Below are 24,813 nucleotides of genomic sequence, written 5' to 3'. Positions count from 1 at the left end.
AGCTGGAAAATGGAAGTACAGCAGAATTTCTCTTCGCTTCATGTATTAAAAAAGCAGTGCCGAAGCACTGCTTAATTATCATATACTCTCCCAAAATGCCGGTTCTTGGATTTTGACGCCTAGCCAATGCTAGGTGGGCAACCGCAAACAAGCCTCTGCCTTCCTCTCCAGTCGGAGGCCTGGCATCCTCTTGTTAATATAGGAATCCCAATTCAATAAATGTAGGTTCAAAATACAAGATTGTCGAACACCCCAGGAATCTTTTGTTTGTTCTATTATAGCATCTGGTTACATGTCTTGTCAAAGACAAATTGAAATGTGGAACCTTTTCCCAGTTCACTTTCCACATTTATTACGCCTCCGTGCTTCATTGCAATCTGCTTTGCAATCACAAGGCCAAGGCCAGAACCCTGCTCATTTTGTTTTAATTTAGATTTATAAAACTTCTCAAAGATATACGGCAATTCTTCTTGTGCAATGCCAATTCCCTGATCCGTTATCTTTATTGTAATGTTAGTATGTACTTCTATTTCAATTTTTATGTGCGACTGCTCATTGGAAAATTTAACTGCATTATCCAGTATAATCAAAAACATCTGGCGTAATCGATCGTAATCTCCCATCATCATAATGCATTCTTCTGTATGAAGGCATTCTATCTCAATCTGCTTCTTAGCAGCAACAACATGTATCCCCCGAATAATATCGTGAAACACCTGAATTAGATTTACTGGTTCTTTTTCAATCTGAAAATCCGGATTCTGCATTTTTGATAAAATAAGCAGATCTCCTACTAGACGTTCCATTGACTTACATTCGCCTAACATTCTTTCATAATACTGCTGCTTCTTTTCTTCCTTTGAAACCACTCCATCAACTAACATTTCCGAATACCCACGCATGACTGTAATAGGTGTTCTAAGTTCATGGGAGACATTGGCAAAGAAATCTCTTCTAGTCTGTTCCATATTGTTTCTTATTACTTCATTTTCTTTTAACTTATCCGACAAAACATCAATGGAACATGCCAGTTCACCAATTTCTCCACCGTTACGAATGTCTGATTTTGCTTCATAATCACCTTCCGACAGCCGCAATGCAACTTTTCTCATAGCAGAAATTGGCCTTGAAAATTTTCCTGCCAAAAATATTGAAACTACAAAAGAAACAATTAGTGCTGCAATACTGCTGATTATGATATAACGTTGCCCATTATAAAGAAGCATCTGGTCTTGTGGTGCTGATACCAGCATTACCGCACCAGTAACATTTCCACCAGTGTCCTTTACAGGTACTGCTACACATACACTTTGCCGATGGTACAGCTGGATATAGCCTTTGTTAGACGCAACCTTCCCTTCAAATGCAAGCATTACTATTTTATACATTGCTTTTGGAAGACTCTCTATCTGCGATACTGTATTGTAACTTGTAAAATAACTGCTTAATGCGATTTGGGAATTTACATTCGAAATAATATAAATATCTGTCTCATTTTTATCAAATAGGGATTGCATAGTTTCTAGATAAGATGAAAATCCTTTGTAATCGTTCAGTTTGGCATAGTTTGATACATTTTGCGAAATACGCTCTGACTTCTTGACTAAATCATTGCGAAATGTCCGGATTGTGTTATCTTCATAGAGTTTCATATAAATAACACCAAGCAGAATTGCAAACATGCAGACTACTAATGCAAAATACATAAATAGCTGGAATAGCAGTTTCTGATAAAAACGCTTTATAATTCCACCTTCTCTTCGTCCTGTTTTTTCCATTCCTTTCTCCATTATTCACTCACATCAAACTTATAACCAACACCCCATATGGTTTTAATAGACCATAACGGATGCTCTACCTTATCCAGTTTTGCACGCAGTCTTTTAATATGAGAATCAACCGTCCTTGAATCTCCAAAATAATCAAATCCCCACAGACTGTCTAATAAATTATCTCTGGTAAAAACTTTATTGGGATTATTGGCAAGAGTCCACATGGTTTCTATCTCTCTTTTGGTCAATGACATTTTCTGCCCTCTTATTGTCAGAACATATTCATCTAAATTAATTGTCAAATCTGCAATTGAAACCTGATTTCCGCTTTTGCTAGGACTGCCTGTATTTACTCTTCTTAAAACAGCTCTTAAGCGGGCCATGACTTCACTAGGACTAAATGGTTTTACTATGTAATCGTCAGCCCCAATGTCTAATCCCATAATCCTCTCAAAATCCTCTCCTCTGGCAGTAATCAGAATAATCGGCACATTGGATCTGCTTCGGATCTTCCGGCACACTTCATAACCGTCTTCCTTTGGCATCATAACATCCAAAAGGATTGCCTGTGGCGTGTGTTTTTCAAATAATTCAATGGCTTCTGCCCCATCTTTTGCTATAAGAGGATCATATCCTTCTTTCTCAACATAGGTTGATAAGATATCTGTAATATCCTCGTTATCATCTGCTATTAATATGGCTCCCACTATAATCCCTCCATATACATGTAATTTCCCACATTTATATTACATTATTATAATCAATTCTGGACTTTTTCACAAGTATCAAAAAATATTTGTAAATATATATTTTTTCTTAACTTTTTCTTAAGCTGCCACTTTTTTGACAAATGTACTAGTTATACTAAAGTAAGATGTATACTAATATAGAAAGGGGGTCAAATCATGAAATTATCTTCTTTTGTAAAGAAATTCAGCATTGGTGCAGTTCTATTTCTTGCCTTTTTCATTTTGCCAAATCCAGTTCTGGATAAACATGTCTGTAAGGTAAAAGCATCTGAAGTAGAGATAGATGATGATGTATCAAAGATAAAACTGAATGTGAAGTCCAAATCTTGCATTGTGGATGAAACATACACTTTAAAAGTATATCGTACAACCAGAAAACAGAAGATCAGTTTTAAGTCTAATGACTCTTCTATTATAACGGTAAAAAAGACAAGTGATAAAGAAGCCGAAATTGTCGCCAATGAAGTCGGCGAAGCAACGGTTACTGTTACAGTAAAAGAAGGTTCTAAGACTGTAACATCCCTAAAATGCGATGTCACGGTTACGCCTCCTGCTCTTAGTGTAAAACTAATTGATGGCAAGCTGAAATTGTCCGTAGACGACAAAGTAAGTCTGAAAAAGGATTTAAAACCATCTATAACATGCGAAACACCAACTTATATATCAACCAGGCCGAATGTTGTAACTGTAAGTTCAAGAGGTGTTGTCACAGCAGTTGGTGAAGGAAGTGCCTACGTATATGCCAGTATTGCCAATGGTACCTATGACCGATGTTACATTGAAGTTGTCAAAGAATAATATGCATCTCAGCAGTAAAAGCCGAGATAACATAAGCATGCAAATAAAGTGAGAATTCCCACAGGAACATTGATTCCTATTGGAATTCTCACTTTGTTTACATAAAGAAAATACATCCTTTACATTGTTTCTCATCACAAGCATAGATTAAATCAAGCCTGTTACTCTCAAGATATAAATCCCCCCTGTTAATGTAATAGAGGATAGAAGCGTGGATAATACAACAATTCCAGAGGCAAGAACACCATCGTTGTTCATATTAACAGACATAATGTAACTAGTAACCGTTGTTGGAGCTCCTAACATAATCAGAAATGCTATTAAATCATGATTCCGAAATCCAAGTGCTACTGCTGCTGGCATAAATATAAGAGGCAGGCCTACTAATTTTAAGAAAGTTGCCCATATAACTGGTTTTACTTTCTCTAATGCTTTTCCCGTTTCAAATCCAGCTCCAATAGCCAGCAATCCCAAAGTAGAGGCCATACTTCCCATATTTGCCATAGGTTTTTCTACAATCGGTGGCAATTTTTCATATATATGTAGCAAAGAACCAATCATGCCTAAAAAGATTCCTATAATAATTGGATTTTTTAAAATATTAAAAAAAGCCTTTTGTATGCCATTTTTACGGTCATCTTGCTGGAAGTTTCCTCCAAATGTCAGTACAATAACCGAATAAATATTGAATAACGGAACTGCACCTATAATCATCATAGGTGCCATTCCAGAATTGCCATACATATTTTGAATAAAAGCAACTCCTAGAATAGCTGCACTTCCTCGAAATGAGCCTTGTACAAACGATCCAATGGATGTTTTCTCCTTTAGAAAAACACAGGCTAGCCCCCATATTCCAAAAAATGCAATAGAAGTGCTAATCATACAGAATAAAACAAAACGAATATCAAATATATCACGGATATTGACTGTTGCAATGTCCCGAAATAATAAAAGCGGCAACGCAACCTTAAATACAAATTTATTGCTAATGCGGACAAACTCCTGTGTCAGCATTCCTGTTTTTCCAAAACACCAGCCAGCCAGCATTAATACAAATACTGGCATGGTAGCATTTAAACTAAAATAAAAATCTTTCATTATATAGAATACATTTCCTTATAGTATTCCTGATATTGTCCTGAGGTAATGTTCTCCATCCATTGCTGATGCTTTAAATACCACTGAATCGTCAAACGGATGCCATCCTCAAATTTTGTTTCCGGATACCAGCCAATGTCCTCTTTAATTTTATCAGGCGCAATTGCATATCTTCTGTCGTGTCCCTTTCTGTCTGCAACATAAGTAATCAGTTCTTTGGTAACACCTGCCCTTCTGGCATCGTCTGCTGGAAGGATTTCCTGCAATGTATCTAAAATAATCGTTACTATCTCTATATTCGTTTTTTCATTATGCCCACCAACGTTGTATACTTCACCTAGTTTTCCATTATCAATTACCATAGAAATAGCTTTGGCGTGATCTTTTACGTAAAGCCAGTCTCTTACATTTAACCCGTCTCCGTAAATCGGCAATTTCTTTCCAGATAAAGCATTATTAATCATAAGAGGAATTAACTTTTCTGGGAACTGGTATGGACCATAGTTGTTACTGCATCTTGTAATATTGACTGGGAACTGATACGTATCTGCATAAGATTTCACAAGCATATCTGCTGATGCTTTACTTGCAGAATATGGGCTATGCGGGTCTAGAGGAGTTGTTTCATAGAAAAATGTATTTCCTTCCTCTAAAGAACCATATACCTCATCTGTTGAAACCTGAAGATATTTTTTCCCTTCTTTATAACCATCTTCTGTCTCCCATGCATTCTTTGCTGCATTTAACAGATTCAAGGTGCCCATTACATTGGTCTTTGCAAATACTTCTGGATTACGGATACTTCTGTCCACGTGTGTTTCTGCTGCAAAATGTACTACATAGTCCACATCGTGGCCAGCAAATATCTGTTCAATGGCTGCTTTATCGCAAATGTCTGCTTTTACAAAAATATAGTTAGGATTGTCTTCTACCCTCTTTAGATTTTCAAGATTTCCTGAATACGTTAATGCATCTACATTAATCACTTTTACAGCTTCTTTTTTCGTTTCAAATAAGTATTCAATAAAATTGGCTCCAATAAATCCAGCGCCGCCTGTTACCAAATAAGTCTTCATGCTACTTTCCTCCCTTTTTCTGGAACCACTCTGCATAATCCTGCAATGCTTCTTTCCATTCTTTCATCCGATAATCTGTCTCTTTATTTAATCTGCAGTTGCAAAGAACGGAATACTCCGGCCGATTGGCAGCTGCATTATATTCTTTACTGGTAACTGGATGTACAAGAACTGTTTTGCCAAACACGTTAAAAATTTCCTTGGCAAACTCATACCAGGTTGTACTGCCTTCACATGTTCCATGATAAATTCCATAACGGCTAGTCTGTGCAATAAACCAAATCATCTTTGCCAGTTCTATAGCTGTTGTTGGTGTTCCATGCTGATCCATTACCACACTAAGCTCTTTATGTGTTTTAGAAAGATTAAGCATTGTTTTAACAAAGTTCTTGCCATCTCCGTATAACCATGCTGTCCGGACAATAAATACTTTATCCCATTCTTCCATAACAGCTTTTTCACCAGCTAGCTTTGTACGGCCATAGGCACTTACAGGGTTTGTCTCATCTGTTTCAACATACGGTTTTTCCGACTTTCCATCAAATACATAATCCGTAGACACTTGAACCAGCTTAGCATCTACAAGCTTTGCTGCTCTTGCAAGATACCTTGGCCCATCTTCATTTACCTTTGCCGCATTTTCTTCATCTGTTTCACACTGATCCACCTTGGTATAGGCAGCACAATTTATAATAATATCTGGTGCTTCTTCCAGCACCACGGAACGGACCGCTTCCTTGTCTGTAATATCCAGTACAGTAACTGGAAATGGTGCTTCCAAAGCAGATGTCTTGCTTGCCGTTGCAAAAACTGTTACCTCAGGCTCCTGCTGCAATAATTCCTGCAAAGCACGTCCTAACTGCCCATTGGCACCCGTTAGCATAACTTTCACGAAACTACCTCCTGCTTAATATTCATATGTTTCCTATTTTGTAAATGGAGCGTATTTTCCATCTTTCTCAGACAAAATTACTTCTGCATCAATCTCAGGCCACTCAATTCCGATTGCTGGATCATTCCACATGTACCCTGCTTCTTCTTCTGGGTGATAATAATCTGTTAATTTATATAAAAACTCAGCATAATCCGATAATACCAAAAAGCCATGTGCAAATCCTTCTGGAATATAGAACATATTTTTCTTTTCACTGTCTAGCACAATGCCATACCATTTTCCATAAGTCTTTGAATCTTTTCTGATATCAACTGCAACATCAAATACTTTTCCGCTTACTACACGCACTAATTTTCCCTGCATATGTTCTTTCTGGTAATGAAGGCCTCTTAATACCCCTTTTTTGGATGCACTTTGATTGTCCTGTACAAATACCATATCCAGGCCAGCTTCTTTAAACTGCTCATATTCATAAGAGACAATATTGTATCCTCTTGCATCACCAAATACCTTTGGCGTAATTTCATATAATCCTTCAATGTCTCCGCATTTTTCAAATGTAAAGTTATTCATTCTTTTGTCCTCCTCTATATCAAATCCTGGGCAATATCCATTAAATATTTTCCATATTCGGTCTTAAGCAATGGCTGTGCCAGCTTAATCAGCTGTTCTTTCGTAATAAATCCCTTTTTATATGCAATTTCCTCAATACAGGAAATATATAGCCCTTGTCTTTTCTGAATAGATGCAACATAATTAGAAGCATCTAAAAGAGAATCATGGCTTCCCGTATCTAACCATGCCAATCCTCTTCCCATCTTTTCTACATACAGCTGTCCCTTTTCCATATACGCATTGTTTACAGCAGTAATTTCCAGTTCGCCACGGGCAGACGGTTTTATGCTTTTTGCAATTTCAATTACCTGATTATCATAAAAATACAATCCTGGAACTGCATACTTGGATTTTGGATTCTCTGGCTTTTCTTCAATAGAAATCGCTTTTCCTTCTTTATCAAATTCTACGACTCCATAAGCTCTTGGATCTCGAACCAGATATCCAAAAACAACTGCGCCTTCCTTCAATTCTGCACATCTTTTCAAAGTACTGGAAAAACTTCTGCCATAAAAAATATTGTCCCCCAAAATCAAACAGACCGAATCATTTCCAATAAACTCTTCTCCTAAGATAAAAGCTTCTGCCAGACCATTTGGTTCTTTTTGAATTTTGTATGAAATTGACAGCCCATATGGTTCCCCTGTTCCTAAAAGCTGTTCAAAACATGGCAGATCACGTTCTGTTGAAATAATCAATATTTCTTTTATTCCTGACAGCATCAATGTAGACAGTGGATAATAAATCATAGGTTTATCATACACTGGAAGAATCTGTTTGGAAACTGCTTTTGTAAGGGGATACAGCCTGGTTCCTAAGCCTCCCGCTAAAATTATGCCCTTCATTTTCTTACCTCCATTACAAATCTCAATTCTTTTATTATATCCCACCTATTGTTTTCATTCAATAATAAATCATAATTTTATATTTTACATTGACTTTACAGAAAGGAACTTCTTATAATAGAAGAGGAACTTAGATCAAAAAACTAATCTTCTAAACCTGAATGAAAGGATGTTTACTATGGGAAAGGTAGAGCGAAAAAAGAAGGAAAAGAAAGATGCTCTTTTAAGTACAGCTTTTGAATTATTTACAACAAAAGGCATACACAAAACTTCTATCGCCGACATTGTTGAAAAAGCAGGTGTTGCAAAGGGTACCTTTTATCTCTACTTTACTGATAAATACGATATTCGTAACAAACTGATTTCTCATAAAGCAAGCCAGCTATTTCACAGTGCTAAGGAAGCAATGCATAAAGAGGCAGATCTGACGGAAGTGTCTGACCGGATTATTTTTATTATAGATCATATTTTAAACCAGCTTTCGGAAAATAAGGTTTTATTGAACTTTATTTCAAAAAACCTAAGCTGGGGAGTTTTTAAAAGTTCTATTATTACCAAAAAAGATGCCGATGAAATTAATTTCTTTGATGCTTATGCTGCATTAATAAAAAACTCTGGCTATACATTTCAGAATGCTGAAATTATGCTGTATACCATTATTGAACTAGTCGGTTCCACCTGCTACAGTCCGATTCTATACAACGAACCAGCTACAATTGAAGAATACAAACCATTTTTATATCAGACAATCCGGCATATAATAGAAACCCACCGCCTTTCATAGGGGTGGGTTTCTTTCTTAAATTTATCCGTCAAAAACTTCTTGTATAAAGTTCTTCATTTCTATCCATGCTGCTTTTGTTTCTTCCAGATCTGGCACAAATATCTGAAAATCATGTGACTGTCCTTTGTAAATTGTATGTGTAACATCTACACCTGCTTTTCTTGCAGCTTCAGCTACCATCAAAGCGTCATCTTTCAATATTTCAAATGAACCACTTTGTATCAGCAATTTGGGAAAGCCTGTATAATCAGCATAAACTGGTGATACATAAGGTTCTTTCAAGTTTTCTTCCTTAAAATATCTGGAGGCCATTACTTCGTCGTATATAAACTTATCATTAATACCTAATATAAGGTCATTGTACTTATTTTCTTCCCTAGAACCTGCTTTTGTCTCAATACATGCCCACGGAGATATTATAATCGCTCCCTTTGGCAATGGCAGCTTATTATCTCGTAAATAGAGCATAGTTGTCAATACAAGATTGCCACCTGCTGAATCTCCTATAAACACAATATTCTCTGGATTATATCCTTGCTCCAGTATCCACTTATACACAGACAAAGAATCTTCTAATGCACTTGGTGCCTTATGTGTCGGTGCCAGACGATAATCTATGCTAAACACTTCCGCACCACCAGCAATCTGAGAATACTGTACCGCAACTTCACGGTATAAGTCCAATAATGGTGCAATATATCCTCCCCCATGAAGATGATAAATTACTTTTCCATTTTTGTTTTTTGGTATCAGATGTTCTACAGGTACAATCCCTTCCGTTGTCCTTTCTAGTATAAAATCATCTGTAGGCTTCCAGTCAGATGGGATAAATACTCCTGCTTCTATTTTTGACAAGTTTTCAACTAAAACATTCACAAACTGCTTTTGCTGTTCATACGTCATAAGTAGTCCTCCTTAAGTACTTTATTGAAATACTTTATTCATAAATAACTGCATCTCTTTCCATGCCTTTTTACTTGCCTCTTCTTCTGCCAAAGATAATGGAAATGCATGGGACTGCCCTTCATAAATAATGTGCTTTACATCTACTCCTGCTTTTTTTGCCGCTTCTGCAACTGCACTAGAATCGTCTCGTAATACCTCGTAACTTCCTGCTATAATAAGCAGACTTGGAAATCCCGTATAGTCTCCATATGCTGGAGAATTGTAAGCATCTTTTAAGTCACTATTTTGAAAATATCTGGAATTATATACTTCAGATGCGATTTTTAATCCATTTGTACCGAGTAATAAATCTTTCTCTCTGTTTTCTGTCATAGATGGGTATGTAGACTGGATGCATGTCCAAGGTGATAGTGCTATAATGCCTTTAGGTAAAGGAATTGAATTATCTTTTAAGAAAAGCGTTGTAGTCAAAACGAGGTTACCACCTGCAGAATCTCCTACGAATACAATATCTTCTGCATGGTATCCCTTCTCTAAAATCCATTGATAAACTAAAACAGCATCTTCTAATGCCGCTGGTGCCTGATCTGTTGGTGCTATACGATAATCTATCATAAATATCTCTGCATCTCCTGCCATTTTAGAATAATGGACTGCTGCCTCCCGATACATATCGCTTAAAGCAGTCACAAATCCTCCTCCGTGTAAAAGATAAATTACCTTTCCATTGCTTTTGGGTGGAATTAAGTGCTCCGTTGGCACATGGTGCAATGTATATTTTTCCAATACATATCCCTCAGGTACTTTCCATACGGAAGGCAGAATTTCACCACATGGCACTGAAGCGAATGCCTCAATCGCTAGTTTTATTGCTGCTTTCTGTTCTTCATATGTCATATTAATTACCCCCTAAATAAATAATAACTACAATTAAATTGTACCACATTTTTCAGAAGCCGCATACAATAAAGTGTTTATTTTAACCAAAAGGAGTTCGTGTATGGAAAGAAAATCATTAAGCATCGGCCAGAAGGCTCCAGATTTTACCGCTGTAACTACTCAAGGTGATCTTAAGATGTCCGATTACAAAGGAAAATGGGTTGTATTCTTTTCTCATCCAGGAGATTTTACTCCTGTCTGTTCTACTGAGTTTCTTGCATTTGCAACTATGGCAAAGGAATTTGAAGCACGAAATGCGCAATTACTTGGCATCAGCATTGACAGCAATCCTTCCCATCTTGCCTGGGTCCGTGCAATCTTTGAAACAACTGGAGTTACTGTCCCATTTCCAATTATTGCAGATCGTGTCGGTGACATAGCAAAAGCTTACGGCATGATAGCTGATGATGTAAGCAGCACAGAAACCGTCCGAAACGTATTTCTTATTGACCCTGAACAGAAGATCCGTGCAATTCTTATTTATCCTCTTACTAACGGAAGAAATATTCCAGAAATTCTTCGTCTGCTTACAGCACTACAGACAACTGATAAATACAACGTGGTTACTCCTGCCAACTGGGAACCAGGAGAGGCTGTGCTTGTTCCTGCTCCAAAAGACTATTCCAGCCTGCTGGTACGTGAAGATAACCAGGAATCTTTAGGTCTTGACTGTGCTGACTGGTTCTGGTGCTATAAAAATATTAATGATAAATAGTCCAGAATTTTTATTTACCGATTCTGCTAGACAGATAAAAATTTTCTATCCTTTTATCTGTCTAGTTCTTTACTGGTATATATCTGTATATTTTTACTTCTCTCTTTTACTTATAGGAATTTTATAGTAAAATGGATACGGAAATATAATGCAAAGTTAAAAAGGAGGAGTATAATGAAAAAAAGATTTTGTCTATTCTTATCACTATGTTTAGTTTTCATCATGTGCATTACGGTTACCCCGTTAAATGCTGCAGCTACATATAAACTAAATGCCAGTAGCCGCACTTTAAACGGAGTTGGTAAAAAATGCACTTTAACCTTAACTGCACCTCGAGGAACAAAGGCAACATGGAAGTCTTCCAGCTCTGCTATCGCCAGTGTTTCTTCTAAAGGAATTGTTACAGCGAAAAAGAAAGGTTCTGTTACCATTACCTGTACTGCCAAAAAAGGCACCCTAGTAAAAAAACTCACATGTAAAGTAACTGTAAAAGTTCCAGCAAAGGCTGTTGAATTTACTAATGCCGTCATTGATGAAGAATACGATGCCCACATAATTGAGCTAGGCACCACCTATGATTTCAATGCCCGAACAATTTCATCTTCTAGTAAAAGCTCATCCACTGATGTAATCCGCTTCTATCTAAAAGATACCACAAAGGCTGATGTAAATGAAAAAACAGGCCTTGTCACTCCAAAAAAAGCTGGCTACACAACTTTAACTGCCTGCTGTGGTGCTACAGCTGAAAAAGCAGCTGCACCAGAGAATACCAAAAAACAGTCCATTCATCTGTTTATTAAAAAACCATCTGTAACTGTAGTAGATTGTGGTTTACTCAGCAGTCATGAATTGCTTATTACCTTTAATCAGGCTATGGATCCTTCTACCCTGCTGGCAAATACCAAACTGCTTCCTGCTATTGCAATTCAAGGTGATAGCAAAGCCAGCCAGTTAGGCACTCTAACAGGAAGCATTTCAGAAGACCAAAAAATCCTAACCATCCATAGCCAAAATGCATTTAACGGTGTTTATACTATCTCATTAGGCAAAACCATAAAATCTATGTCCGGCTATCCTTTGACACCATTTTCAGAAAGCAGGACATTAAAGGATACCGTTGGTCCTACCTATTTAGGATGTACTGTGGATGATACAGGATTAATTGTATCCTTAAACTTTAATGAACCTGTTTCCATCACCAATTTAGTAGCAAAAGATGCAAAACGTTCAGATGGCAAAACCCTTGTAAATCCAGCAGCATTTACTACAACTGGCAATTACAAGCTTTCAGAGGACCAAAAATCAATCCTGCTAGATCTGACAGGACTTTCACCAGTGGATCAGAATGCTGGAATCAGTTTAACATTATATGGAATTGTGGATTTGGCAAATAACCCAACCAATCCTTATCCTTTAATCGCTGCCATTTATACCAACACTACTTCTACTGGGCAAGCCCAGCTACAGAATCTCTATCGCAATGGAAACAGTGTTGTCGCTGTTTTTGATAAATCGATTCAGATTCCTGGATATGCTCTTGTCAACAATGTTATGCTAAATGGTGAGGTAAATAAATTTAATAAAAAAGAAGTCATTTACCAGATTCTTGATACTGGCCTGCTTAATACAAAGACTTCTGTTTCTGCAGTATTGTACAATTATAGTGCCTACAATGCTGGAGCTACTGCCACCTCTATGCAGCGGACAATAAACTTTGGTACTGCTTGTGCAATACCAGCGGTTACTTCTAGCAGCTTTACTACCAAAAAGGGGAATTCCTCTTCTTCTACTGTACTTACTTTAACCTTTAATGAACCAGTAACCCTTCTTGCTTCTAATGGCAAGATTAGTGGAAAGAGCATGTTAGATGGCATTATCGGAGCCGAAACCAGCTACAATTATACGGCGGAAGCTTCCCAGAACATTGTAACACTTACTTTCACTAATACCTTTACAGACCTTGCAACCTATTCCTTTACACTTCCTGATTTTATGGTTTTGGATGGATATTACAATTACAATGGTTCACAAACTATTACTGTAACCAAAGAAGTGGGGGAAACTGCTGCATTGCCAGCCCCATCTGCCATTCAGCTGGCAGGGAATGCGAATCAGTATATCTACATAACCTTTGACAACATGCTTGATAATGTTTCTGCTGAGAATAAAGCAAATTATAGCATTTCAGGTGTAACGGTTCAGTCTGCACAGCTTGTTTCCAATTCCTATGGCTGTCCTTCCGTTGTAAAACTTACGGTAGCTCCTGATCCCATTACTGCTAACGCACCTTATCCAATAAAAATTTCAAATATTAAGGGATATAAAAATGCATATTCTGCTATGGAACCTTATAGCATAATGATTATTTTAACCAATAACCAGGCATTAGAACCATCTAGCCTAAAGGCCTCTGCTACTGGCAAAACCATTACGCTTGATTTCCCAGTTTCTTTAAGAACAGGGAATCCTCATAACGCTAATTATACTGTTACGGTCAATGGCAATGCACTCACTGTAGAAGACAGCAAAATAAAATCCAATCAGATAATACTTACATTAAAAGAAACTTTGACAAAAGGACAGCTTATCCAGCTTAAGCCTTTAGCTGATAACTATATCATGGATATGAATAACCAGAGACTTTTAAATCTTCCTATCACGATTACGGCAAGCTAGGAAGAGAAAGCAATCGTGAATTTGCTAATCCAAAAAGAGATACACATCCTGTTTTGTGTATCTCTTTTTTCATCTCTATCTGGTTTTTTCTGTATAAACGGCAGCAACGTCTTCAATCTCTCCAATGGCAATTAACTTGCCATGCTCTAATATTATTCCTTTATTACAGATACGTTTTACCTGTGGCAAGGAATGTGACACAAATAGCACTGTAACTCCACTATCAAACATTGCTTGAATCTTTGCCTCACATTTTTTACGGAATTTTGCATCTCCTACTGCAAGCACTTCATCTAGAATCAAAACATCTGGCTGTACCACAGTTGCTATTGCAAATCCTAAACGGGATTTCATCCCGGAAGAATAATTTTTTACTGGAACATTGATAAAATCCCCTAGTTCTGAGAACTCTACAATTTCATCATATTTTTCACGAATAAAATCTTTTGAATACCCAAGCACCGTTCCATACAGATAAATATTCTCTGCTCCAGTGTATTCTTTATCAAATCCTGCTCCAAGTTCCAGTAATGGTACAATCTTGCCTCTTACTGTTACAGAACCCTCTGATGGTTTCTGAACACCCGCAATTACTTTCAAAAGAGTACTCTTGCCAGCACCATTTAAACCTAAGATGCCAAGCCGGTCTCCTTTATTTAACTGAAAAGTAACATCATCCAGGGCAAGAAATTCATTGTACATAATTTCCTTTTTAATAAACTTGATAAAATATTCTTTTAAGTTATCTACTTTTTGCGAACTAATATTATAACGCATCGTGACATGATTCACATCAACAGCTACTTTACTCACCATGTACCTCCATTTTCAAGAACTACGTTTCTCTGCATCTTCTTTACACGTAAAGAACTTTATACATAAAGAACTTTATACATAAAGAACTTTATACATAAAGAACTTTATACATAAAGAACTTTACACGTAAAGTATAAACTTATCCTGTTTCTTATAGAACATCAGCATGCCAATGAACAAGGTACCAAAGCTGAACACACATGCATATAAAATATGTCTTACTTCAATCGGTGTGCTAAATACTGCACAACGGAATAAAGAAATCAGATTATAAATCGGATTCAGCTCTAAAATCCAGCCCTTCCCAGTTTTATATAATCTTTCTACTGGATAGAAAATGGCAGATGTATACATGATAATCATCAATGCAACGCCCCACAGATATTCTAAGTCACGGAAAAATACGGACATGGTTGCCAAAATCATTCCCACTCCATAAGCCATTACAAAAAGCAAAATTAATGGCACAACAGAAAACAAAATATAATAGGATATATTTACCTTTAATACAATACTTACAGCTACTAGCACAATCAGTGAAATTAAAAATGTCACATAATTGGAACATACGCTAGATAACGGATAAATGTATTTTGGTACATATACTTTCTTAATCATTCCACTATGGCTCCGAATGGATCTCATACATGCCTTGGTTGAATTTGCAAAATAAGCATATAAAAGACGCCCTGTCAATACATATACCGGAAATGTTTTATCCGTTCTTCCATATAAGCTTCCAAACACAGTACTTAATACAATCATTGTTAAAAGCGGCTCAATCAGCGTCCAAAGGATTCCCAGATAAGAACGTCTGTATTTTAATTTAATATCTTTTTTTACTAACTCACCTAACAAATGCCTGTATTTCAAAAAGTTTTTAAAATATTTATTCATAGTTATCTCCATCTACTTCTTCAGATCATTAAATTCCTCAAGTAACTGATTGATATCCTCTCCCTTTTCCATTCTATGGAAAAATTCATCACTATCCATTTTATAGGAAATGGGTTCTCTATGGTTCTTTTTAAATATCTTTTCTACACTGCTGTCAATCCATATAAACTCATCTTTTGCCATGTCCCAAAGTTCCTGGCCTCGTTTATTATTAATTAATACAAAACTAGCTCCCTGATTATCATACATTTCCGGATGAATCTCCTGAATACCCCAGAAATCACCGATTGTTACGTCTCCTGCCCTGTTTAAATAAGTAAAACGGCAGCTGGTACAGCTTTCTCTGGCAATATAATCATTCGCAAAAATCCTGTAATAATTATTGGAACGATTCACCACCCGTAATGGTTCCCTGTCTTGAAACTCAACGACCATGCTGGTCTGATGTGCCTGCCAGCCATTTTTCTTCTGCCGGAAGGTCACATTGGTTACTTTGGAACCAAACTTATCTTCCAAATACTTCACATATGCTTTAAATACCTTTGCAGATGGGCCTGCATGGCAGATAATTTCACATATGAACAGTTTTTCGTAGTCCTTTCTTAAGAAAGCACGAAGTGCGGAACACTCGCAAGGAAGACCTGAGAATAATACATATTCCCCCTGATCAAGCAGTTCCTTGATTCGCTTATAGCTTCCATCTAACAGACTCTTACAGTATTTAGAACCATAGAATGCTTTTACACCTTCCATTGTATTGGCAACGTCAGATACTACATTCATATCTTCATCATATTTTGCTCCAGCAACGTAACCATGCTTGTCTTCAATAATATGTCTGGCAAATCCAGGAAACATAGCACCTGAAGTGCTTCCCTTTCTCGTATCCAGTTCCTTATGGTATGCGGCAATTGCTTTCGGATATGTTTCCTCTTTCCCTGCAAGTCGAGGCTGTTGTATGACACAGCTCTTTTTACACAATCCACAGGAAATACAAGTATCTTTATCCACAACAGGAAAATAATGTCCCCTTTTGTCTGGTGTCATTTGAATAGCTGTTACAGGACAGACTTCTGCACAGGCATAACAGCCACAGCAATCCTTCTTCAAAATATCTGTTGGTGCATCAACAAATTCATCTTTCTTTGGTTCTACACCTGTCAGCATGTCTAAATGGGCATATGCTCCCTTTTTCTGCTCTGAAAGACGTTTATGCAATGCATAGCCATTATATAGCTTAAACTGTTCTATTCCCTGATACTCATCTGCATTCGCCAACATGTTTCCTTTTAATTTCACATCCTTAAGGAGTTTTGCAAGCCATTCCTGACCTTCTGCATTTTCGTTTACATACAAAAAAGGTCTTTTATAAATCATTGAAAACATAACGCTTCGTTCATTATCCGTAATGACATATTTTGCGCCCTTAACTACTCCTAGGAATTTCTGTGAAGTTTTAATGGTTTCCCCCTGAAAACCATGTTTCAACGCAAATCCACCATCTAACGTGATTACCCTTAATCCAGTATCTCTTTTGACCTTTTTGGCTAATTCAATCAGTTTCGGATCCTTCTTTCTGGTATCTAACAAAATGTAATCTCGGATGGAGTTATATTTTTTTAAAATCAAATTATATTCATTGGTCCGAAGAAGAAGGGTATTGTCACATAAAAGCGGAATCTCCTTCACATATAAACCGGCTAAATACTTCTGATCCTCTGGCTTGCTTACAGATATGGATTTAAACTCCTGAATCAGCTTCTTAATTGGACCTTTCTCAATTAACCCATATTCAGAAGAATCCATACCTACATTGTATGCATATTTTTCTATATCAATACCCTTTAACATAAGTGCTTTTTTGGCAGCACCTGCATGTCTGGATTTCCATGCCTTTACGCCTGTTACAAAAACCAGGCTTTCTTCCTCCAGAGCCTCCTCAAGTTCTTGACGGGAAGCAATTCTTTTATAATTAGGAAAGAGTTCCCCAAATGCTTCCGCCTCACTTCTCCCCATATTGGTTTTTTCTTCTATATCTAAAATCTGCACTTCCAAATCACGTTTTGCAAGTGTTCTTTGCAGGCTCCATAGACGAAGGCACTCTAATACATCTTTTCTATCTAAACTAGTTACCAAATTCACTTTCATCATTTTCCCCATTTCCGGACTATGAAAAATCTAGCGTTTTCTTCTTCTTCTTTTTTTCTTGGTAGAATTAAATGCCGCTAAAATCTTCATAATGTCAGCCTCCCCGATCTGATTCATAAGCTGGCTTCTCTGCATTGTCAATTTAATTGGATGTTTTACAGAAAAGTCTGGGAAGCTGTCCTTGTCTGTCTCTTCAAAAATTAAGTCGCCATTTGCCTTATTCCAGAGTTCCATGCCTTTTCTAGTATTTACTTGTACATAAGATGTGCCGAACTCATCGTTCATCTCTGGGCAATTCACCGCCGCATTTTTATATCTGCCAAGGGTAATATCAGACACGCTCTTTGTACCTTCCATAAATTCACAGGAATAACAGGATGGACGCTGGATATTATTATTTTTATAAGCATTCATATAATCATTCTTTCTCGTCTCTTGTAAGAAAATCTCACCAGATTCAAATTTCACGATCAGATAGCCTTTTGTCTTGCCACGGAATTTATTATCAAATTCTATGCTTTCGATTTTGGAATGATACTGTTCTTCCAGCTGGTTCATATACTGTGTATACACTTCTGGTGAAGCAAAACCTGTACATAACATATCAACCGTATATAAATTCTCATACTCTTTTCCAAGATAAGCTTTTAATCCTGCAATTTCACAAGGATTTCCACTATACAATACCATCTGGCCTTTTTCTAACAGTTCTTTTACTTCCTGCTTGATTCCAGCACTTTCTGGAGTCACATATTTGGCATCACGGAATGCTGCTGCTTCTTTTCTATTGCCTGCAACCGCATATTCTCCCTGATTATCGTCTTTTAGACGGACACCTGAAACCTTACCGTTTTCCTCAATTACTTTATTGGCAAGAGCTGAGAACACGCCACCTGCCGAACTTGTAATCTTAGTAGCCACATCTTTATTGTAAGCAGCAAAGATTCTCCTCTCCTCTTTCTCCTGATCATTAAACAAAGATGGATGCTTGTAGATACAGACTTTCTGGCAGTCTCCACATTCCTTGCACTTGTCACTGTGGATCTCTGGATATATAAAGCCTTCTTTATCTGCTTCCATTGTAATGGCATTGGCTGGACAGACAATTTCACAGGCACGGCATCCATAACAGGTAAATGGATCTGGGAAATCAAAGTATGTCTTGCGTTCTGCCTGTTCTCCTGTCCTTCTAGGTCCTGCAAGTGCTTTCTTTAAAAATGCTTTGGAACTGCCCGCCATATGATTCCGTCTTTCTTCCACCTTATCATAATCAATTGCAAGTTCCCTTAAATCCTCTGGCAATTCCTCCGGTGTACCCAGCAGATGACTGCCGATTCCCAATTCTCCTAAGAAGAATCTCATACGGTCTGGATTCTGGAAATGGGGAATCGTAATAAACTCTCTATGGTAAATCATGGAAAATACCGTTGCGTGGAATGAATTTGCAACTACATATCTTGCATTGGCAATCCAGCCTAGGAATTCTTCCGGGCCACCATCAAGAAACTTTCCACACTCATTTTCAAAGGAATAATCTGGCCTATTATGAACAATCGGAAGACCTGTTCTCTTGGAAAGTTCTTCTGCCATTGCATTCAGACGCTCATCCACTTTAACCAAATGGACATTATGCACATAAATGTATTCCTGTTTTATCTTTGGATCTTTTTTCAGCTCATCATATTTGCTTCTAGGAAGCAATAAGGTTGGATCACATACCACTTCTACTTCATCGTCAATAAAACGAAGTACCTGTTCTTTCGCCTTTTGTTCACGTACCGAAACATAATCAAAGTTATGAATATATTTCTGGAACTGAAGTGCTTCTACATCTGAGATTTCATCTTTGCCAATACTAGCCGCATAGGAAATACGTTTTACTTCTGGCTTGCCAAAATTCAGGAAATAGCCTGGATTCATCTTGGTAAATACACCATTCCAGATCTGGTCACTGCCTGCAATCATGGCATCAAAGTCAAATTCTGCTTTCGATAACTGTGCAAAATTGTACACTGGAGGCTGTGTTGTATTTAATGTGTGATTGATAAAATGCTCAAATGCATGGTGTCTTTTGAATTTATCTTTATCACGGGTATATGCTTTCAAATCCTGTGCCTTATGCACTGCCTTATTGAAAACCGCCTTTTTGTATGGATTTCTAGGCTTGTATAAACGGTATAATTTATCAATATCAAAGATTCTGTAATTTATAACAGAAGGCTCATGCCCCTCGCTTTTTAAATACTCTTGCAGTGCCCACGCCTGTAATACCGCACCGTAGTTGTGTGCACTGTTAAATGTTACAATACCAATTTTCATAGTAACCTCTTTCCCATCATCTTAATCCTTTAGTCAAATAAGCTCTCAAACTGTGCAACCGCTCTTTGGTTATATTGTTCATAATCAACATTCATGGCTTTTACAGTTCCATTCATAAACGCCTTCATTCCGCCTACTAGTCCTGCCTGGCTTGGTTCTACCAGATAACCGCCGAACTCTCTCATAAAGCCCTGTGGCCCAACAATATCCGTTGACATGCTTGGAATGCCTAATGCATCTGCTTCTAGCATTGTAAGTCCCAGACCTTCGTAAACAGAAGAAAGAATGAATAAATCACAGCGTTTTAAAAGCGGCATAGGGTTACTCATAGCTTTAATCGTAATAATCTTCGCCTTTGACTTGCTGGCGTATTTCATCGTTTCTTTCCAAAGAACTCCATGTCCACCAATAATGATTAATACAGTGTCTGGATATTCTTGTGTAAACTCTTCAAAGGATTCCATTAACATCTGATGTCCCTTTTCAGGTGAATACCGTCCAATGGTAATGAATTTCTTACAGTCACTGTTTAAGACATCCATTACTTCATCAAAACTTACATTGCAGGCTGTATTCGGATCAAATGCCACAGGCTGTTCAGCACGCTTGCGGATATCCAGATGTGCATGGCAGTTGTTTACTACCACTATATTCTCTTCCTTCCCGCTAATCTCTACTGTTGCCGGAACAATATCCTGCGTAACTACTGCAACCTTATCATAATTACGGTATGCAGACTCTAGTGTCAGCTTATGCTGGTTTCCACGTGTCCTGATTTCCGCCACCATGTCATTGTGTACATAAATGAATTTAGGTCCATCAAATCGTTCAAACATGTTGATGATTTTCTTTTCATATCCAGCAAACTGAATCATATAATCAAATTTTACGCCGCCAAAATGTTTCAGAAGTTCTCTTTTATACAAACGGTCTAAGTATTTCTTTGTAAAACCATTGTTAATATCTTTTTTAAAGTACATCAGATAAGCTAATGCTTCTTTTATCGTAAAGCTTGCATCACTTGACATTGGCATAATGCTTACGCTTTCTGGTATTTTGGATACTCTAAGGGGCTGTTTTTTTACTGCCATTTCGGTAAAGGATACAAAATACTCCCGTTTATCTGTATCAATGTTGTGGAACAGGTTTAGCAAGGATGTTGTTAAGCCATTCTGTGCCAGAGCAGAACCATACATTAATACTTTTGGTTTTTTGCTGGTATCGAAGGTTTCTTCTTTACATACCTTTTCCCCTTTGATTACATGGGCACAGATTCTCTTTGCTGCATCTGGGCCATCGTAAGTACAGCATTCTTTCCTGAATTCTGTGTCATCATAATTTTTCGGTGTATTCATTTCATGGACTAACTCTTCTACTCGTTTTACCACTGGAAACGGGTAATCGTTAATGTTTACATATACCCCCCGTTCACCAAGGTACTCTGTCTCATCATATGCCCATAAAATAATCTTTTTCCCTGTATTGGCAAAATCATAGAATACAGAAGAATAATCGGTAATTAAGCCATCACAAGTATTCATAAACTCATATACATCATATTGTGACGGATAATCCTTAATATGCTCATATTTTGAAATATCCAATGCACTGCTGATAAATGGGTGCAGCTTCACATACATAATCTGATCTTCTGGCATCTGTCTGTCCAGATCATTTAACAGATATTCTGTAATAGCAAGCAAATGTCCTGTATTTTTATTGGTCAATGTTCCACGCCATGTTGGCATGTAAATAAATATTTTTTTATCTTCCACTCCTAGTTCTTTACGAATGGCACTTCCTGCATTTTTATCAAAAAATACGGAGTTTCTAGGATAACCTTCCTTTAAAACTGTTCCCTGGTATGCCTTGTCTAACTCATAAGCGGATACCATTTTTTCTTTCATATATTCATTTGGATATACTAGATAATCTGCGTACAATAAGTTTCTTTGTACATTTCCCATAGCATATGCACGGTCTAACACATCCCGTCCCATATATTTCAGAGGGGTGCCATGCCATGTGTTGGTGATAACCTGACCTTCTTTTTTAATATACGTTCTAGTGAAGGTTGTATCCGTAAATAAATATTTAGCTGTAGCAAGAATCTTATAGTACTCATATGTGTTTGTTTCCACAAAGGTATAATTGCCAATCTGGTACTTATCTAACCTGTCCTTTATTTCTTGGCGCTTTTTTGCGGTGCAGGAAAGCACTACCTTATAATCCTTATATGAACTGCCTGTTACTTCTTTCAGGATATGGAACATATTTCCTGCTAAATCTCCACCATTTTTGGATTCTACCAGAATTAAGTTTTCCTTGATGCTTTTTTTCTCGTAACAGTGCACGTAATAAGAATTCAGCGCAATTACTTTGCATTTTTTCACAACCTTGCCAAGTTTCATCTTCTTTACTCCTTTACTAGCCTATCCATGTATTCCTAATTTCAATATCCTTAATATAATATAGCACATTCCTTTAAAAGTCAATGTCTGATACTTTGTGCCCTTTACACAGCAAAAAGCAGTTATCCTTATTCCTTTTCCATAGGATAACTACCTTTTCATCCTTTTATTTCGATACCTGATTATACAACATGAATAAAATTGGTTTTTCTTAATGTAGTCCGATTGGAACGATCTACAAATTTTATATAAACAGTTCCTGCAAAACCTTTTCCAAGAGTTATATTACTTCCTGTAATCCATTTTGCTTTTGCACTGTACTTTTTTCCTCTTTTCACAAACTGATAACGAATTGCCTTTCTGCCTCCATGACCAAAGTCGGCTGTAAAAGCCAGCTTAACCGTCTGCTTCGTTGATAGCTTTTTTGCTGACTGCTGCTGCCTAAGAAGCTTTACTCCACTTACATTAGACGCCATCACAATATTGGTAGGACTTCCTTTTATATAAGTAAATCCCTGTGTCTTATATATGGCTTCGTTACCAGCACCATCTGTAAACCTGACATATACCCTGCCGATAAAGTTTCTTTCAATTCTTGCCGTTGCCCCCTGTTCCCATATATCATCTACATGAAAACTTGCCCCTTTCTCCACAAGCATATACTCAACAGAACCTTTTCCACTGATTCCATAATTACAGGAAAAATCCAAAATGGGAGACTCGTTATAGGCAGTATAACGCCTATAAGAGTTTGGGTCATGGATATCTAGCAAGGACAGGTTTTTCAAATTGGATTTCACTTTACATTTTGCTGGAACATGACAGTCTAAGATAAAACTGTCTGTCTTCCGAATTAAAATATTCCCTAGTTTATTGCTAAACTTCACATATACACACCCCTGGAAATCCTTCTTTACGGTTACACTGCCATGCTTTAATTCCTTCCAGTCCATATCACTTAAACTGGGCGTCTCGCCAGCAGACACTAACGCATACTCAATGGAATCTAACTTTGTAACTCCCGGATCCGCTTCAAAAGACAAGGTAACCGGATCCGTCAGAATCAAATCATAATTTTCATCTGCTGAAATTCTATGTAATTCTATTTCATCATATTCTGATGATACCACTGGATCTTTTAAAAGTGCACTCTCCGCTACCATAGTCCTAGTAATTTTTCCAGTACTGCTGTTAAATCCAGAATTGGCATAAAAATATGGATCCGCATCTGTTATAATCTTTTCCCCATCACTTACCATAACTATATGTCCTGCTATATCGGTCCTGTATATATTGGTTTTCTTTAGTTTTGCAATGGTTGCCAGTCTTGGAAATCCCGATGCTCCCGCTTCATCACAAGATATAACGGACATAGAAGGATTCACTGCATTGAGAAATTCCTGCGAGGTTGAAGTCAAAGCACTATGATGGCCCACCTTTAACACATCCGACTTTAGATTATATCCTTTTTCAAGCATTTCTTTTTCAGACACTTTTTCAGCATCTCCAGTTAAAAGAAACGAGTTTTCGCCATTTACCACTCGTATCACAATAGAATTATCGTTATATGCTTTATAATCTTTCCCATTTGGTGCTAAAAACTCAATCGTTGCACTTCCCAGTTTCATAGTACTGCCTGCAGTTGGCACACTAGTTAGAATCTGTTTTTTCCTAATTAATTCATTGGCATTTTTACTATTGGTATTATCTGTATATCGTAAACCTGTGTGCAAAATCTTCCTGACTTGAATGCTTTTCAATATGCTGTTATATCCGCCAATATGGTCTGGATCATCATGCGTAATCAGCGCATAGGACAATTCTGTAATTCCTATGGATTTTAAATACTCTACCACATTAGAACCATATTCTGCCCTTCCCCCATCTACAAGCATGCTTTCTCCTTCGCTTTGAAGCAGAATACAGTCTCCCTGTCCCACATATAAAAATGTTACGGTTAAATATCCTGGTTCATTGGCTGCCGTTATCTTGGATCTGCTAAGCAAAACCGATGCCAATAACACCATACATGACAAATACAAATATTTTGTCCACTTTCTCATTGTAGTCATTTCCTTTCTATTAAGATAACCCTCAATAGTATATTGTATAAATGTGGTAAAAGTGTGGTAGATATTAAAATTTTACATTAAATAGCTGATATCGAAATAAATTTGTATGCTAAAAAGCCTTGAGACAATGCTCAAGGCTTTTTATTAGTTCATCAAACGATGAATATTATTTAGAATTTGAATTATGGTTCTACTGGTGCTTCACTTACCACTGGTGCTTCACTTACCACTGGTGCTTCACTTACCACTGGTGCTTCACTTACCACTGGTGCTTCACTT

The 24,813-nt window shown here is 37.2% G+C and carries 19 protein-coding genes and 1 other RNA gene; 4 read left to right on the top strand and 16 right to left on the bottom strand.

The window, feature by feature from the left end; all coding sequences use genetic code 11:
• Nucleotides 1-83: 83 nt before the first annotated feature.
• The 3 genes from ssrS to BMY85_RS03275 form a co-directional block, all read right to left on the bottom strand.
• Nucleotides 84-262, bottom strand: a non-coding RNA gene (ssrS, locus tag BMY85_RS03285) — 6S RNA.
• Between the two features lie 13 nt (nucleotides 263-275).
• A complete protein-coding gene (locus tag BMY85_RS03280; protein ID WP_177180600.1) occupies nucleotides 276-1,778 on the bottom strand; it encodes a sensor histidine kinase in 1,503 nt (500 codons plus the stop codon).
• A gap of 11 nt (nucleotides 1,779-1,789) precedes the next feature.
• Nucleotides 1,790-2,479 (bottom strand): response regulator transcription factor, encoded by a 690-nt coding sequence (locus BMY85_RS03275; RefSeq protein ID WP_092476429.1) that lies wholly within the window; start codon nucleotides 2,477-2,479, stop codon nucleotides 1,790-1,792.
• A 198-nt stretch (nucleotides 2,480-2,677) separates the two neighbouring features.
• On the opposite strand from BMY85_RS03275, the gene BMY85_RS03270 reads away from it, so the two are divergent.
• Nucleotides 2,678-3,319 carry an Ig-like domain-containing protein gene (locus BMY85_RS03270; protein WP_092476427.1) on the top strand — a complete coding sequence of 214 codons (642 nt, stop codon included), beginning with the start codon at nucleotides 2,678-2,680 and terminating at the stop codon, nucleotides 3,317-3,319.
• A 147-nt stretch (nucleotides 3,320-3,466) separates the two neighbouring features.
• Here the strand turns inward: BMY85_RS03270 and BMY85_RS03265 are convergent, their stop codons facing one another.
• The 5 genes from BMY85_RS03265 to rfbA are packed head-to-tail and all read right to left on the bottom strand — an operon-like array spanning nucleotide 3,467 to nucleotide 7,851.
• Nucleotides 3,467-4,420: an AEC family transporter gene (locus BMY85_RS03265; protein WP_092476425.1), complete on the bottom strand. Its 954-nt coding sequence runs from the start codon at nucleotides 4,418-4,420 to the stop codon at nucleotides 3,467-3,469.
• The gene (gene rfbB / locus BMY85_RS03260) at nucleotides 4,420-5,496 is read right to left on the bottom strand and encodes a dTDP-glucose 4,6-dehydratase (protein ID WP_092476423.1); all 1,077 of its coding nucleotides are present in this window, start codon (nucleotides 5,494-5,496) and stop codon (nucleotides 4,420-4,422) included. The genes BMY85_RS03265 and rfbB overlap by 1 nt, the downstream gene beginning before the upstream one ends.
• A 1-nt stretch (nucleotide 5,497) precedes the next feature.
• A complete protein-coding gene (gene rfbD / locus BMY85_RS03255; protein ID WP_092476456.1) occupies nucleotides 5,498-6,379 on the bottom strand; it encodes a dTDP-4-dehydrorhamnose reductase in 882 nt (293 codons plus the stop codon).
• A 42-nt stretch (nucleotides 6,380-6,421) separates the two neighbouring features.
• Nucleotides 6,422-6,964: a dTDP-4-dehydrorhamnose 3,5-epimerase gene (gene rfbC / locus BMY85_RS03250; protein ID WP_092476421.1), complete on the bottom strand. Its 543-nt coding sequence runs from the start codon at nucleotides 6,962-6,964 to the stop codon at nucleotides 6,422-6,424.
• Nucleotides 6,965-6,978: 14 nt separating this feature from the next.
• On the bottom strand, nucleotides 6,979-7,851 hold the full coding sequence (gene rfbA, locus BMY85_RS03245; protein WP_092476419.1) for a glucose-1-phosphate thymidylyltransferase RfbA: 873 nt from the start codon (nucleotides 7,849-7,851) through the stop codon (nucleotides 6,979-6,981).
• A gap of 178 nt (nucleotides 7,852-8,029) precedes the next feature.
• Here rfbA and BMY85_RS03240 point away from each other — a divergent pair, with 178 nt between their 5' ends.
• Nucleotides 8,030-8,635 carry a TetR/AcrR family transcriptional regulator gene (locus tag BMY85_RS03240; RefSeq protein WP_092476417.1) on the top strand — a complete coding sequence of 202 codons (606 nt, stop codon included), beginning with the start codon at nucleotides 8,030-8,032 and terminating at the stop codon, nucleotides 8,633-8,635.
• A 21-nt stretch (nucleotides 8,636-8,656) separates the two neighbouring features.
• Here the strand turns inward: BMY85_RS03240 and BMY85_RS03235 are convergent, their stop codons facing one another.
• Together BMY85_RS03235 and BMY85_RS03230 are read right to left on the bottom strand one after the other, a co-directional pair.
• The gene (locus BMY85_RS03235) at nucleotides 8,657-9,538 is read right to left on the bottom strand and encodes an alpha/beta hydrolase (RefSeq protein ID WP_092476415.1); all 882 of its coding nucleotides are present in this window, start codon (nucleotides 9,536-9,538) and stop codon (nucleotides 8,657-8,659) included.
• 21 nt (nucleotides 9,539-9,559) lie between these two features.
• On the bottom strand, nucleotides 9,560-10,438 hold the full coding sequence (locus tag BMY85_RS03230; protein ID WP_092476412.1) for an alpha/beta hydrolase: 879 nt from the start codon (nucleotides 10,436-10,438) through the stop codon (nucleotides 9,560-9,562).
• A gap of 103 nt (nucleotides 10,439-10,541) precedes the next feature.
• Between BMY85_RS03230 and BMY85_RS03225 the strand changes: the two genes are divergently transcribed.
• Both BMY85_RS03225 and BMY85_RS03220 read left to right on the top strand, forming a co-directional pair.
• Nucleotides 10,542-11,195, top strand: coding sequence for a peroxiredoxin (locus BMY85_RS03225; RefSeq protein WP_092476410.1), 654 nt, complete (start codon nucleotides 10,542-10,544; stop codon nucleotides 11,193-11,195).
• Nucleotides 11,196-11,369: 174 nt separating this feature from the next.
• Nucleotides 11,370-13,871 (top strand): Ig-like domain-containing protein, encoded by a 2,502-nt coding sequence (locus tag BMY85_RS03220; protein WP_092476407.1) that lies wholly within the window; start codon nucleotides 11,370-11,372, stop codon nucleotides 13,869-13,871.
• A 75-nt stretch (nucleotides 13,872-13,946) separates the two neighbouring features.
• On the opposite strand, the gene BMY85_RS03215 is transcribed toward BMY85_RS03220, so the two are convergent.
• The 6 genes from BMY85_RS03215 to BMY85_RS03190 all read right to left on the bottom strand — a co-directional run bounded on the left by BMY85_RS03215 (nucleotide 13,947) and on the right by BMY85_RS03190 (nucleotide 24,525).
• Entirely contained in the window at nucleotides 13,947-14,687 is a 741-nt protein-coding gene (locus BMY85_RS03215; RefSeq protein WP_092476406.1) for an ABC transporter ATP-binding protein, read from the bottom strand.
• Between the two features lie 120 nt (nucleotides 14,688-14,807).
• Entirely contained in the window at nucleotides 14,808-15,584 is a 777-nt protein-coding gene (locus tag BMY85_RS03210) for an ABC transporter permease (protein WP_092476404.1), read from the bottom strand.
• A gap of 12 nt (nucleotides 15,585-15,596) precedes the next feature.
• Nucleotides 15,597-17,735, bottom strand: a complete 2,139-nt coding sequence (locus BMY85_RS03205; RefSeq protein ID WP_177180599.1) for a Coenzyme F420 hydrogenase/dehydrogenase, beta subunit C-terminal domain — start codon at nucleotides 17,733-17,735, stop codon at nucleotides 15,597-15,599.
• Between the two features lie 27 nt (nucleotides 17,736-17,762).
• Nucleotides 17,763-20,051 carry a polysaccharide pyruvyl transferase family protein gene (locus BMY85_RS03200; protein WP_092476401.1) on the bottom strand — a complete coding sequence of 763 codons (2,289 nt, stop codon included), beginning with the start codon at nucleotides 20,049-20,051 and terminating at the stop codon, nucleotides 17,763-17,765.
• 29 nt (nucleotides 20,052-20,080) lie between these two features.
• Complete coding sequence (locus tag BMY85_RS03195) at nucleotides 20,081-22,462, bottom strand: CDP-glycerol glycerophosphotransferase family protein (RefSeq protein ID WP_092476399.1); 2,382 nt, start codon at nucleotides 22,460-22,462, stop codon at nucleotides 20,081-20,083.
• Nucleotides 22,463-22,644: 182 nt separating this feature from the next.
• Entirely contained in the window at nucleotides 22,645-24,525 is a 1,881-nt protein-coding gene (locus BMY85_RS03190; RefSeq protein WP_177180598.1) for a ComEC/Rec2 family competence protein, read from the bottom strand.
• Nucleotides 24,526-24,813 lie beyond the last annotated feature (288 nt).

The sequence above is a fragment of the [Clostridium] polysaccharolyticum genome (assembly GCF_900111595.1).
In the GTDB taxonomy this organism is placed as follows: Bacteria; Bacillota; Clostridia; order Lachnospirales; family Lachnospiraceae; genus Clostridium_AI; species Clostridium_AI polysaccharolyticum.
Note: the sequence above shows the minus strand (reverse complement) of the source record. Positions and strands in the feature narration are given on the sequence as shown.